Genomic DNA, 11,624 nt, shown 5'->3' on the forward strand with positions numbered 1-11,624 from the left:
TTGATACCCGGTACCGTCTCCTGTCCTTTCAGGCTGGCGCTGAAAATATGCTTCCAGCTCTCTGAGTCGAGTTTCTTCCCGTACCACACCACCTGACTCGATACGTCATGCAGGCAGGCCCAAAGCATGCGGTTTTGCGCAAGGCTTCTGGTGTCTTCCTGGATGGTTACCTGCAGAGGTTTGTCGGGATTGGTGGGGAGTCGATGGATGGCGCTGATGCAGTTCTGTCGGATGTTGCTGTCTCTCAGTAGAAAACGTTGCGTCTCCACTGTTACCTCCCTTCGATTGTCTCCACATAGTCATGGATGTTGTCGGCTGCTGCGCTCAACAACAGATCAATACTCTGCTTGCTGTGTCCGCCTTCACGAAGCATCTTGAGGGCTGTCAGTAGCGCTGAGTGTGAGTCTTTAAGGGGTTGATGCTTAGGCCTGAGGGGGATTACGTTGTTCATGCTTACTCCTGTTTGCTGCTTAGCGCAGCCTGCCATGCATACCAGGCAATGTTTCGTAGGGCTATTCGCTGCACCCGAGGCCGGTCAGAAATGTACTCTCGCCATTCCTTGTTGAACCAAGCATCGAATTTTTCCATCTGCGTAATCTCACCTTTGTCGCTCATGCTTCCTCCGGTGGTGGTGGGAGTGGTTGCCAGTGAGTGACGCGATAAAGTTCATCGCCGTTATCCCGAATCCATTCGCCGGTGTGCTGACAGATGTATGCTTTGACAGTCCCGACCTCATCGTGAGCAATAACCCAATCGAGAGGTTGTGGTATTTGGTCGCGGCACTTAATCCAGTCACCCATATCACTACTCTCCGTTCTGATTGGTGGCCCGCTCCGGGGTGATGCGGTAGGCGATGATGTCGGAAATATTTCCGTAGTGAGTCCAATCGAGTTGCTTGGCTTTGGCTTTTCTCAGAAATGAGCAACGTTTAAATCTGACCTCCACCATAACGCGACCTGACACCGGCATTACTCCACCACCCCACTCAATCCAGCCACCATCACCCCGCTCCTGCTGCTCCAGTATGGGGAGTGCAATCCGATAGGCCTGGAGGTGTGACTCGCCAGCAATACTTATGGCATCGTCTTTCTCAAGCTCACTAAAAATATCAATCCATTCCCTACATTCATCAGCGGTTAGCTTTTTCATTGATGACCTCCAGGGATAAGAGCCATTACCCATACCACCACTACCAGCACAAGAATCATTCGGGTGATGTAGGGCAGGCCCAGCATTTTGAAGCCGTTTTGCCAGGTGATGAACGACATGATTCCAACAAAAGCGGGGAAGCCCACTATCACGCCAATTGTTGCAATTAAAACTTTATGTATTTCCATCAAAAGCCTCCCCGTTTCTGCCCTTTCCCCGGCTGCTGGCGTGAATCACGCTCGAATTGTGCCAGTTCGATTTCACCGCCTGATTTACCGCATCCAAAGCAGATAAAGTCGTTGCTCTGTGGGCGCACCACGAAAGACGGGGTGTTTTCTTCATGGAAAGGGCATAACCCGCGATAATTCGCGCCTTGTTTTGTAAGTTCTGTCAGTTTCATTGCGCTATCGATGATGGACATTTCAAAAGGCCTCAATTTTCAGGCCGGAGGCTTGAGCTGACACACGAATAAACTGGCGAATAATGTCTTTTGTAACCCAGGTCTTTTCGCTCAGGTGCATAACCCATGAGAGGATTTTCTCGGGCGTGTTGCAGTCACTGATTGCCACGTCATAGTCCCATCCTTGAGGCTCAGGGTCTTTGATGATGATGTGCTTACCTTTTACGGTAACAAGTGATGAGATATACCCGCGCTGCTCTATAAATTTCTGAACATCTAATTTTCGTAGTGCCATGATTTATCCTCCATAGCGCCAGTCATTGGCCGGCTGCTCTTTGTTTTTGTTGTCGGAGTACTGCTTAGCTGCGGCCTCCTGGTCAATATTGACGAAGTGACCATTCCTCCAACCCATGTAAAACGTCTTTGGCTGGCCGGAGCGGTATTTACCGATGATTATTTCGGCGATGCCCTTCATATCCGAGTTATCGTGATAAACCTCGTCACGGTAAGGGAAGATAATCACATCAGCGTCCTTCTCAATTGAGCTTGAGCCTGCCAGATCTCCCATGTTTGGCCGCTTGTCGCCTCGCCCATCAACGTTACGATTGAGCTGAGCCAGAAGCACTACGGGAACCTTATTGCGCAGGCAGAACTGCTTCAGTTTTCGGGTTACCTCTGCTATTGCCAGGTCGGCTCGCTCAGCTTTCGGCATGTCGATAAGGGTCAGATAGTCGATAGCCAGAAAACTTAGCCCGCCGTCCATGTTCATTCGCTCCGCCTGAGATATGATTTCATCGATGGTGAAGGAGCCAACCATGACGAAATTATCCTCATCAAGCAGCGTTCCTGTGGCACTGGTAAGGCGGGTGTAGTCCTCCTGGCTCATCCCGAGAGGGTTCCTGAGAGCGCTGATAGACAAGCCGCCACGGTCAGCAATGTGACGCTCGACTACCTGCGTTTCAGACATTTCCATCGACATCAGCAGGCCTCTTCCCTTCTGCCTTCCGATTGAGTTAGCGATATTGATTGCCAGCTCCGTCTTACCCATACCAGGACGACCAGCCAGAATGATCAGGTCTGTGCGGTCAAACCCACCGTATTCGTTATCCATCGCCTCGATGCCGGTTTTCAGGTACAGGCCAGATTCAGAGCCTTTCATCCGCTCTTCTAGGACGTTGAGATAATCGGGGATCAAATCACCGATACGACGCGGCAGCCGGTCGGTGGTTTCGAACTGGAGCTTTGAGATGATGCCTGTCGCTCTGGCAATGCTCTCGTTGATGTTCTGCGTGTTAGCACTGGCGAGAAGCTCGGCGGCTTTCGTGAGTTCTGCGGCACCCTTACGGAGCATCCAGCACTGGCGAACCAGCTTGGCCCACGCTTTGATGTTCGCTGCCGTCTTGCACTTGAAACCAACGGTCATGACATGGTCACGCGTGTCTTCCGGCACGGCCGCGCCAACGGTGAACGGGTCAATCGGTTCGCATTTATCGATGAAACGGCAGATGACGGTGTAAATCTGGCGCAGGTGGTGATTCGAGAATGCCTCAGCCGGAAGCTTTGCGGCAATGTCACGGCAGTCGATGTGATCGCCTTTGACCATCATCGAGCCAACCAGCTGCTGCTCGAAGTCTAAACTGTCCATTTCAGGCCTCCTGGCTGATGATTTCGTCGATTTTCTTCTGGGTCAGCGCCGTGTCGATGCCGTAACGCTTTCCACGAGGATTAGCACCGCAGGCCCACTCAGTTGGCTGATAGCCAAACTCGATGTAGCCGTTCACGAAGGTGTCGATTTGCTGGGTCGGTCGCCCGGTCTCTTTGCAGTGCTTCAGGTGGGAGTCGTACAGGCGCTTGATGCCCTTCTCGGTCGTTGCGCTGATGCTAAGGATTTTCGGCAGGCCGAAGGTTTCGGCTTTGCGGTTCCATGTGTCTTTCAGGCGGTCACGGTCGAAGTGGTATTTGCTGACTGTCTGGCGCTTTGGTTTTTCTTCAGAAACCGACAAATTCCCCTCTGGGGATATAGGGGTTTCTTTTTTATTTAAAGAGTTTCTTTTGTGTGTCTCTAGTTTCGAGACATCATTTGTCTCTAACTTAGAGACTTTATTTGTCTCTGGTTTAGAGACAAGGTTGCTAACCTGGAGACTCTTACTGAAATTCCATGCAGAGACTTCCTTGTTGATGCCGATTTTGCTTCCTTCCATGAGAAGGCAATTCATTGAAAGCAGTTCTTTTTTCGCCTTGTTGACGTTCTGCCGGGACAGGCCGGTGATGCTGGCAATCTGCTCATCAGCAATGCGATCTACTTTCTTACCGAAGCCATAGGTTTTCCGTGTTACTGCCAGGAGAACTTTTAACTGGCGAGCGGTTAAATCGGCGCTAGCAATTGATTCCAGTAGCTCGTTAGCGATGCGGGTATATCCATCATCGGTATCGGCCACTCTACGCTCCACGGGCTGCTGAACAGCCCCGAATGTTGCATACGCTACGTTGCTCATTTGCCCTTCTCCTGAGTCTTTGCTTCTTTCAGGCACTGGCTTAACTTGCTGGCGCCAAGCTGAGAAATGCTGCGATAAAACTGCTCTCTGGCCTGCTCTTTGAGTCGGGCAAATCTTTCATGTTTATCGGGTTTCATGTATTATTACTCCTGTGAATTGATCCAGCCATTTCGCGTTACGCCTCAAAGAATTCGCAGTTCTTTGGGGCGTTTTCTTTTGTCAGTAATCTGGCTACCTGTTTGGCAAGGCTTGCCAGCTCATCGTCATCAACACCCCACTCCAGAATCGCCAGTAGCATGGACATCTTCGGGATCATGCTGCTCTTCCAGCGTGTTATTTGGGACTCATCAACACCCAGCTCATCAGCAATCTTCCGCTGACCTCGCATCGCTATGCGGTTGAAAATGTTACTGGTAATTGCGTTGGCCTTCTTGCGTGTGCTTGTAAGTTCCATATGACATCATTCCTTTGTTGGTTAAGTAGTTAGACGTGACAAAGCCGCACCTATTGCCACGAACGTTTTTTTTGTTTCGTTTGGATTTCGCTTTTCAGCGACGTAGGACTTCATGTCCGTTGTGTAAGAGCGATGCTTCTTAAGCGGCCTTTCCTGATGAAGGGAAAAGTTTTGGCAGGTCAGGGCGAATCTGATGCGCCTTTACGGCACCACCAGTAGCATCAACGATATGGTCTACATACTCAGGGGAGACCTTGGCTTTTCCATGAAGCCATTTGTAGACGGCTTGCTGTGAAAGACCGCATGCTTCCCCGAGTTTTTTCTGAGAACCGACAATGCTAATGGCGGTTTTTATTGCTTCGTTCATAAAAACCTCCTTTGTTACTTTGACTACAAATATAAAACTATGGTTGTGATTAGTCAACAACCATATTCGTTTGATTGATTACAACCGGGGTTGTAGATTGTCGCGATGAAAACAAATCTTGCTGAAAGACTTAAGAAGGCCAGAACGGCGCGTGGATTATCCCAAAAGTCGCTCGGGGAAGCTGTGGGTGTTTCACAGGCGGCCATTCAGAAAATTGAATCAGGAAAGGCTCGTGAGACCACCAAGCTGATCGATCTGGCTATAGCTTTAAAAGTTAACCCTGGATGGCTTTCTACTGGCGATGGAGAGTCGGGAATAGCAGAACCATCAAATATTCGCGAATCATCGCTTAAGGCCATGGTTTGGGAGGATATGAACAAGGATGAGAATGAATTTGTGGAATTGCCTTTACTGAATGTATCCCTGTCTGCTGGGGATGGAAGCTGTGAGTTAGAGGAGTCATCAAATTTTGGCCTCGTCTTTCCTCGCTACTACCTGAAGAAGATCGGCGTTCCCGAGAAGGCAGCAAAGTTGGTAAGAGTTAGCGGTCAGAGCATGGAGCCAACGCTGCACGACGGCGATGTGGTCGGCGTTAATATGCAGGACAATACAATTCGTGACGGCAAGACATATGCAATATGCCAGTCTGATTTGCTCCGGGTGAAGACCCTAATAGCGACACCATCATCTGTGATTATTCGATCTATTAATCGCGAGGAGTATCCCGACGAAGTGATGGATCGCGACGACTTCCATAAGAACGTTCGCGTGATAGGAAAGGTTTTCTGGTCATCACATACATGGTGATAACTCAGTGGCCGGAAGAGATGTTTGGGTAAAGATTTGGCGGCATTTGCCGAAGAAATACACACAGCGCGTAAGCAGCGTAGACTGCACGCTTAGTCATTTCAGGGGAAAGGCCGATCGGGGTCAATATCTTATAGGAATCAAAACATTATGTTGCATAATGACGACAGCGGATCCCTACATCAAATGCCTCTTTTTCCTGTCGTAGAGGTAATTTCTGATGATATTCCAATGGGGGTTCTTAATGATGGGACACCCTATTTAACTCTATATGGGTTAGCTAAACTTTGCGGAATAGACGACACCCCACTGAGGGTATTCACATCAAACTGGGAAACCAATAAACATAAACCCAGGGGACAAAAAGTTGCAGGATACCTAGCAGAAAAGGGTTACCCAGACATTGATAGGCTTTATACCAGAGTCATAAACAGTTCCAATGTCGAGACCCATGCGTATCCTGACTATGTTTGCATGGCAGTTCTCAGGTACTACGCTCTGGACGCAGAGAACTTTGATAGGTCTGTAGCTATTGGTAATTTTGTGCGATTAGCTGAATATACGCTTAAGCGCATGATTTATGAGAAATCCAACTACAACCCAAATGCAGCCATAGATGTTTCCTTTGAAAATTATCGCGCTAGGATAAAACTTAACGATCAAATTCCTTCCTCTCATTTTGCGGTCTTTAGAGAAATAGCAGACATTGCAATGAACTTGATTGGGGGCGGGTTCCCCATGGATGATACTACGTCACTAGACGGTAGCGTAGGAAGTCACTGGGGGCGATACTGGACCGCTAATAAGCTTTCCGAAAAATTTGGAGAAAGGATCCAACACCCTCATTTCTATCCTGACAATTATAGGCAGTCTGCTGCAAACAAACACATAACCGCAGCCATATACCCAATTGAGGCGTTAGGAGTTTTCAGGAAGTGGCTTCATGATAACTATGCGATGGAGAAGCTGCCAAAATATCTGGATAACAAAAAAATTAGCAATGCCGCCACATTGCTCGAGTCAGTAAGGAAACCTGAGTTACCTAACAACCACTAGTTACTGTTCTTACCACACACAGCCCGCCACTGAGCGGGCTTTTTTGTGCCTGAAGAAAAATAAATTCACTTAATAAACAACCACATTCTTAAATTCGTGCATTTTAAAACCAAAATAGACAACCATTGTTGTTGACTGGCAAACAACTATGGTTTTTAATAAGTCCATCAGCAGGAAGCTGGAGAATAACGAAACGGATAGCGCGCTCTTTTAACAACGGTGACGGATCACCTACGTGGCTGAAAAGCCAGTTAGTACCAAAGCGTGAGTTTTGGGATGGTCATGCCCTACGTTGGACTAAGTCGAGACGGGAATGCCGGATAGAGCGCCGGTGGCCATCGCCAAAATTCACTCAGGAGGTATCTATGACACGCAGAACTCAATTCGCAGGTTCATCTTCAGGTCGTCGTCGTGAACGCCGCGCTCACCTTCAGAGTGAAGCCAGCGTAAGCGCAGAAGTATTGCACCGTCCTACTCCAGGACGTGTTGTGTTGCAGTGCAAGCGGCCAGCAGCTGACCGGGTAGTTAAGGCAGTTGAGACAGAGACGGAATATCACAAGCAGATTCTGGCCGGTGCAGCGAAGTACATCGGCGGAGATATCCAGGGCTCAATCTGCCTGCCTGATGTAGCTATCTACGCCGCAGGTCATCGCAAGGTGGCGGGCGCAGTCACGGCGAGGTAGCAAATGCACGAAATAATTTATTCCGCAAAGATTCTGCTGGTCTGGTTCCTGAGTCTTCACGTGATTGCAATATGCGTGAACCTTGGTGACAGGAAGGAGGTAAGGATGCCGTGGAAGCAACTCTTCATGCGTACCTGCAGGCATGCGGCTCTGATGACGCTTGCCGGGTTGGTCATAGTCGGGATGGCATATCTGCTGCTCAAGCGTTAAGTCTCCCCTTCTCTGCGTGACAGGCATGAGAGCACATCGGTATGTCTGCCGGAGATTGCAATATTCAACGCGGGTTACCGCAACGTCCGTAAAGACGTAACACACATCATTAAGTGAGGTTCGCCATGGAATTGTGCTACATCATTTTGGCCGGCAAATGGGATGACGGCGAAGAGAACATTAAGTACAGCAATGAAGCTGACACCATGGAGGATGCACAGCGAATCATTCAGGAAAATAAGCTCTACACCTACCCCATCTGCCGGGTTGAGGTGACGGGATTTGAGGCTGCCTAACGGCGGCCTTTTTCACATCTGGAGGCACCATGTTAAGCGACAGTGATTATTGCATCGGCTGGATAGCCATTGGCGTGCTGATGGTGCTGGGGTTTATAGCGGGAGGTTGAGATGCAGGAGTTTGAATTCTTTGTCATGGATGGCAGGGCGAGATTTGATACTGAGCGAGCCGCTGTGCTTAAGTTGCTTGGCAGAAAGCCACCGCAGCAGTGGAAGCTGAGCCGTGACTGGGGTGGCATGGATGCAGTACTGGTCCGGGCGCCGGTACTATTTGATTTAAAAAAAGGCACCAATTATTGCGGTGATTTTGAATACCTCTGCGACATAGAGTGACACCGTAAAGCTGTCTGCTTAGACGGCTTTGAGGTGCATTCGCACTAGCGCACTTCGGTGCGAGATAACTGAGACACATCTCTTTGCCAGCCTGGTGCTGGCTTTTTTTCGCACCAACACCAACCAAACCTAATTCAATCAGGAGTTACCCATGCAATTAACATCTGCTGGGGCGGCCCACACCATGGGTAGCCCTAACTTTTTCACACCCTCAATCAACCAGTTCGCATACAAACTCACCGGCGCTGACGTTATGTCGTGGAAGCCTAAGAGCCGCTTACAGCAGCTTTGGGAGCGCCTGTTACAGGTCGTATCGCAGGAGGGCAAACCGTGAAAACTCAATCACCCCCCCTTCCTTACCAGAAGCAGCAGGAAGAGTTAGAACGCCAGCGCAAGGAAGAAGCTGAGCATGAGCGCCTGAAGGATTTCGACTTTATCCGCGCACTATTCGAAATGGCCTGTACGGGAGTTAAGAAATGAGCCTTGCAACCACAGTCGAAGAAAGCCGCGCTAAGCGACGCATGCACGTCCTCAACGCCCTCCATTACCGACGCAATGGTATGCGCCAGTCAATGCGTGCCGCGCTCAATCTGGCGTGGTGTGAGCGATTCAACAGCAAATATTTCCTCGGGCCATGCCCGTTCTAAAGAGGTATCACCATGAAATTTGAAAAAGCCATGAGAAAGAAAGCCAAGCTACGGCTGGCACTTACCGGGCCGAGTGGTTCAGGGAAGACATACAGCGCACTGCTGGTAGCCAAAGGTATTGGCGGCCGCATCGCTGTGATTGATACGGAGAAAGGTAGCGCATCACTCTATTCGGATGTCGCGGAGTTCGATGTTCTGGAACTCGATCCGCCATTCTCGCCAGAGCGCTTCATTGAGGCTATCAGCGCTGCCGAGCAGGCAGGATATGACTGCCTCATCATCGATAGCATTACCCATGAATGGGGCGGCGTAGGTGGTTGCCTGGAGCTTGTGGACACTATCGCTAAAACGAAGTTTCGCGGCAATTCATGGTCAGCGTGGAGTGAAATCAACCCGCGGCACCGGTCATTCCTGGACGCAATTTTGCGTTCGTCAATGCACATCATAGCCACCATGCGAAGCAAAACTGAGACCGCCCAGGTGGAAGAAAATGGACGCAAGAAGGTCGCTAAGCTCGGCATGAAGTCAGAGCAGCGTGATGGCGTCGAATACGAATTCACTACCGTTCTGGATATCGGCCATGAGTCGCATCATGCGATCGCCAGCAAGGACAGGACGAAGCTCTTCAGCAATGCCGACCCAGTTGTGCTTAGTGAGCAGACAGGCAAGCAGCTTCTTAACTGGCTTGAGTCAGGCGCGGTAAACCCTGCGGAAGAGTCGTTGAAGGCGTTCACAGAGTCTGCAGCAGGAGTTGAAAACTTCGACAGCCTTAAGGCTCTCTTCGAAGAAGCATGGCGCACCCTGCGCGGCACCGAGTATCAGGCGAAGGCCAAAGAAATTTATGACATCCGCAAAGCGGAACTTGAGCAGAAAAGCGAGGCAGCATAATGGCGAGTCGTGGCGTGAATAAAATGATTTTACTTGGAAACCTCGGGAAGGATCCTGAGGTTCGCTATCAGCCATCAGGCGGCGCGGTAGCCAATCTTACCGTGGCGACCTCGGAGCAGTGGCGTGATAAGTCCACAGGTGAGAACAAGGAGGTAACTGAGTGGCATCGCGTAGTTATCTTCGGGAAGCTGGCAGAAGTGGCTGGCGAGTATCTGCGTAAGGGCTCACAGGTTTACATCGAGGGCCAGCTGCGCACCCGTAAATGGCAGGCGCAGGATGGCACAGAAAAGTACACAACAGAAATCGTGGTAAACGTTGGCGGAACTTTGCAGATGCTGGGCGGTAAGCAGGAAGGTGGTCAGGGAAACCGCCCGCAGCAAAATCAGCAGCATCGACCGCAGCAGCAGGCTGGGCCATCTACTCCACCGGCAAATAATGAGCCACCGATGGATTTTGAAGACGATATCCCATTTTAAGGATGAAGATGAATAACTTAATGGTTGACCTCGAAACGATGGGCAATGGCACCTACGCCCCTGTCGTTTCAATCGGCGCAGTATTTTTTGACCCAGCATCAGGCGAGACCGGCGATCAGTTTCAGGTGAATATCTCGCTTGAGTCATCAATGCGTCATCGCGCAAGGCCGGATGCATCAACAATTATGTGGTGGATGGGGCAAAGCGAAGAGGCTCGGAGTTCGCTCCTTGATAACCCGCTAGAGCTTTCGACTGCACTATCACGCTTCAATGACTTCATCTTCGAAAACACCAACAGCAAGTTTGTTCAGGTTTGGGGGAATGGAGCTTCTTTTGACTGCGTCATCCTTCGCAGCGCGTATCAGATGACCGGACAAAACCCACCGTGGAATTGGTGGAATGACCGGGACGTGCGAACAATCGTTGAGTTGGGCAAAGCAATAGGTTTCGACCCTAAGCGGGATATGCCCTTTGAAGGAACCCGGCACAACGCGTTAGCCGATGCCATCCACCAGGCGAAATACGTATCCGCCATCTGGCAGCGCCTCGTTAAATAACACCCACCAATAAGGCACCCTCATGACCATCACCGAACCTTCGGCGGACTCTGCACGCCCTGATGAAACGGAATCACAGCGCAGATGGATGTTAGCGATGCAGGACGCACAGCAGCAGATTCTGGCGAAGAAAGGCGTGAGGGTGTCGCTATCAGTACGGACCACTGAGCAGACAAAGGAATGGGTGCAGGAGGCCACGGAGCGGCGTCTGACGAAGTACGTCGAGCATCAGGAAGCCATTGAGCGCAACCGGCACAGCAAGCATGACATGCCGGTCAGAGATACCAACCCTGCCTATCCGGAATGGGCAGCACGCCGCTATCACGGCGACTAAGGAGAGCAAGTGAGTGTGATTTGTGACTATTGCGGTAAGGATGCTGCGCTTGTGAGCGGGAAGGATATGTACCCGAATCGGCCCGACCTCGCGGGGCTGCAATTCTGGAAGTGCCCACCCTGCGCCGCATGGGTTGGATGTCATAAGCGATCAAACGCAGTTCCGCTGGGTCGGCTCGCAAATGCAGAGCTGCGAAAGGCCAAGAGCGCAGCTCACGCAGCTTTCGACCCCATATGGAAGTCAGGAAGAAAGTCCCGGCGAGGTGCTTATGAGTGGCTAAGTAAGCGACTGAGCATCCCGTTCAAAAACTGCCATATCGGCATGTTCGACGTAGATACGTGTGAACGGGTCGTGACCGCTTGTGCCGAATTTAAAGGCTAACTATTTTCGCCGCGGCATTTAGCCTGACAGCGGCATAAGGGGTAAGAGAATGAGTGAAGTGAAATACGCCATTGCAATATTGAAGGAAAAA

25 protein-coding genes are annotated in these 11,624 nt (G+C 50.4%); 12 read left to right on the top strand and 13 right to left on the bottom strand.

The window, feature by feature from the left end; genetic code table 11:
- From ABIB18_RS23380 to ABIB18_RS23440, 13 genes are all read right to left on the bottom strand, one after another.
- Window positions 1-269, bottom strand: a 269-nt coding sequence (locus tag ABIB18_RS23380; RefSeq protein WP_354475976.1) for a recombination protein NinB, incomplete at its 3' end; no start/stop codon positions are given.
- Window positions 270-271: 2 nt separating this feature from the next.
- A complete protein-coding gene (locus ABIB18_RS23385; RefSeq protein ID WP_354475978.1) occupies window positions 272-451 on the bottom strand; it encodes a hypothetical protein in 180 nt (59 codons plus the stop codon).
- Between the two features lie 2 nt (window positions 452-453).
- Window positions 454-615, bottom strand: a complete 162-nt coding sequence (locus ABIB18_RS23390) for a hypothetical protein (protein WP_354475980.1) — start codon at window positions 613-615, stop codon at window positions 454-456.
- A complete protein-coding gene (locus tag ABIB18_RS23395) occupies window positions 612-800 on the bottom strand; it encodes a DUF551 domain-containing protein (RefSeq protein ID WP_354475982.1) in 189 nt (62 codons plus the stop codon). The genes ABIB18_RS23390 and ABIB18_RS23395 overlap by 4 nt, the downstream gene beginning before the upstream one ends.
- A 4-nt stretch (window positions 801-804) precedes the next feature.
- On the bottom strand, window positions 805-1,149 hold the full coding sequence (locus ABIB18_RS23400; protein ID WP_354475984.1) for a hypothetical protein: 345 nt from the start codon (window positions 1,147-1,149) through the stop codon (window positions 805-807).
- The gene (locus tag ABIB18_RS23405; protein WP_354475951.1) at window positions 1,146-1,337 is read right to left on the bottom strand and encodes a hypothetical protein; all 192 of its coding nucleotides are present in this window, start codon (window positions 1,335-1,337) and stop codon (window positions 1,146-1,148) included. The genes ABIB18_RS23400 and ABIB18_RS23405 overlap by 4 nt, the downstream gene beginning before the upstream one ends.
- Window positions 1,337-1,570, bottom strand: a complete 234-nt coding sequence (locus tag ABIB18_RS23410) for a CHC2 zinc finger domain-containing protein (protein WP_354475986.1) — start codon at window positions 1,568-1,570, stop codon at window positions 1,337-1,339. The genes ABIB18_RS23405 and ABIB18_RS23410 overlap by 1 nt, the downstream gene beginning before the upstream one ends.
- Window position 1,571: 1 nt before the next feature.
- On the bottom strand, window positions 1,572-1,844 hold the full coding sequence (locus ABIB18_RS23415; protein ID WP_354475988.1) for a hypothetical protein: 273 nt from the start codon (window positions 1,842-1,844) through the stop codon (window positions 1,572-1,574).
- 3 nt (window positions 1,845-1,847) lie between these two features.
- The gene (locus ABIB18_RS23420) at window positions 1,848-3,194 is read right to left on the bottom strand and encodes a replicative DNA helicase (protein ID WP_354475990.1); all 1,347 of its coding nucleotides are present in this window, start codon (window positions 3,192-3,194) and stop codon (window positions 1,848-1,850) included.
- Window position 3,195: 1 nt separating this feature from the next.
- Window positions 3,196-4,044 (bottom strand): replication protein, encoded by an 849-nt coding sequence (locus ABIB18_RS23425; protein WP_354475992.1) that lies wholly within the window; start codon window positions 4,042-4,044, stop codon window positions 3,196-3,198.
- A complete protein-coding gene (locus tag ABIB18_RS23430; protein WP_163637950.1) occupies window positions 4,041-4,181 on the bottom strand; it encodes a hypothetical protein in 141 nt (46 codons plus the stop codon). The genes ABIB18_RS23425 and ABIB18_RS23430 overlap by 4 nt, the downstream gene beginning before the upstream one ends.
- A 38-nt stretch (window positions 4,182-4,219) precedes the next feature.
- Entirely contained in the window at window positions 4,220-4,498 is a 279-nt protein-coding gene (locus ABIB18_RS23435) for a CII family transcriptional regulator (protein WP_094119098.1), read from the bottom strand.
- A gap of 139 nt (window positions 4,499-4,637) precedes the next feature.
- A complete protein-coding gene (locus tag ABIB18_RS23440; RefSeq protein ID WP_354475994.1) occupies window positions 4,638-4,865 on the bottom strand; it encodes a transcriptional regulator in 228 nt (75 codons plus the stop codon).
- Between the two features lie 105 nt (window positions 4,866-4,970).
- Between ABIB18_RS23440 and ABIB18_RS23445 the strand changes: the two genes are divergently transcribed.
- The 12 genes from ABIB18_RS23445 (at window position 4,971) to ABIB18_RS23500 (ending at window position 11,533) form a co-directional block, all read left to right on the top strand.
- Window positions 4,971-5,672 carry an XRE family transcriptional regulator gene (locus ABIB18_RS23445; protein WP_354475996.1) on the top strand — a complete coding sequence of 234 codons (702 nt, stop codon included), beginning with the start codon at window positions 4,971-4,973 and terminating at the stop codon, window positions 5,670-5,672.
- Between the two features lie 150 nt (window positions 5,673-5,822).
- On the top strand, window positions 5,823-6,728 hold the full coding sequence (locus tag ABIB18_RS23450; protein WP_354475998.1) for a BstA C-terminal domain-containing protein: 906 nt from the start codon (window positions 5,823-5,825) through the stop codon (window positions 6,726-6,728).
- 365 nt (window positions 6,729-7,093) lie between these two features.
- A complete protein-coding gene (locus ABIB18_RS23455) occupies window positions 7,094-7,411 on the top strand; it encodes a transcriptional antitermination N peptide (RefSeq protein WP_354476000.1) in 318 nt (105 codons plus the stop codon).
- 335 nt (window positions 7,412-7,746) lie between these two features.
- Window positions 7,747-7,917 (top strand): hypothetical protein, encoded by a 171-nt coding sequence (locus ABIB18_RS23460; protein ID WP_354476002.1) that lies wholly within the window; start codon window positions 7,747-7,749, stop codon window positions 7,915-7,917.
- A gap of 111 nt (window positions 7,918-8,028) precedes the next feature.
- The gene (locus ABIB18_RS23465) at window positions 8,029-8,250 is read left to right on the top strand and encodes a hypothetical protein (RefSeq protein WP_354476004.1); all 222 of its coding nucleotides are present in this window, start codon (window positions 8,029-8,031) and stop codon (window positions 8,248-8,250) included.
- Between the two features lie 330 nt (window positions 8,251-8,580).
- On the top strand, window positions 8,581-8,730 hold the full coding sequence (locus ABIB18_RS23470) for a hypothetical protein (RefSeq protein WP_354476005.1): 150 nt from the start codon (window positions 8,581-8,583) through the stop codon (window positions 8,728-8,730).
- On the top strand, window positions 8,727-8,897 hold the full coding sequence (locus ABIB18_RS23475; protein WP_354476006.1) for a hypothetical protein: 171 nt from the start codon (window positions 8,727-8,729) through the stop codon (window positions 8,895-8,897). Before ABIB18_RS23470 ends, ABIB18_RS23475 begins: the two co-directional genes overlap by 4 nt.
- Window positions 8,898-8,909: 12 nt before the next feature.
- Window positions 8,910-9,785, top strand: coding sequence for an ATP-binding protein (locus ABIB18_RS23480; protein ID WP_354476008.1), 876 nt, complete (start codon window positions 8,910-8,912; stop codon window positions 9,783-9,785).
- The gene (gene ssb, locus ABIB18_RS23485; RefSeq protein ID WP_354476010.1) at window positions 9,785-10,261 is read left to right on the top strand and encodes a single-stranded DNA-binding protein; all 477 of its coding nucleotides are present in this window, start codon (window positions 9,785-9,787) and stop codon (window positions 10,259-10,261) included. The genes ABIB18_RS23480 and ssb overlap by 1 nt, the downstream gene beginning before the upstream one ends.
- Before the next feature lie 8 nt (window positions 10,262-10,269).
- A complete protein-coding gene (locus tag ABIB18_RS23490; RefSeq protein ID WP_354476012.1) occupies window positions 10,270-10,818 on the top strand; it encodes a 3'-5' exonuclease in 549 nt (182 codons plus the stop codon).
- A 22-nt stretch (window positions 10,819-10,840) separates the two neighbouring features.
- Window positions 10,841-11,152, top strand: coding sequence for a hypothetical protein (locus ABIB18_RS23495; RefSeq protein WP_233985051.1), 312 nt, complete (start codon window positions 10,841-10,843; stop codon window positions 11,150-11,152).
- A 15-nt stretch (window positions 11,153-11,167) separates the two neighbouring features.
- A complete protein-coding gene (locus ABIB18_RS23500) occupies window positions 11,168-11,533 on the top strand; it encodes a zinc-finger-containing protein (RefSeq protein WP_262287703.1) in 366 nt (121 codons plus the stop codon).
- Window positions 11,534-11,624 lie beyond the last annotated feature (91 nt).

It is taken from the genome of Pantoea sp. UYEF8, assembly GCF_040546285.1.
GTDB lineage: Bacteria > Pseudomonadota > Gammaproteobacteria > Enterobacterales > Enterobacteriaceae > Pantoea > Pantoea brenneri.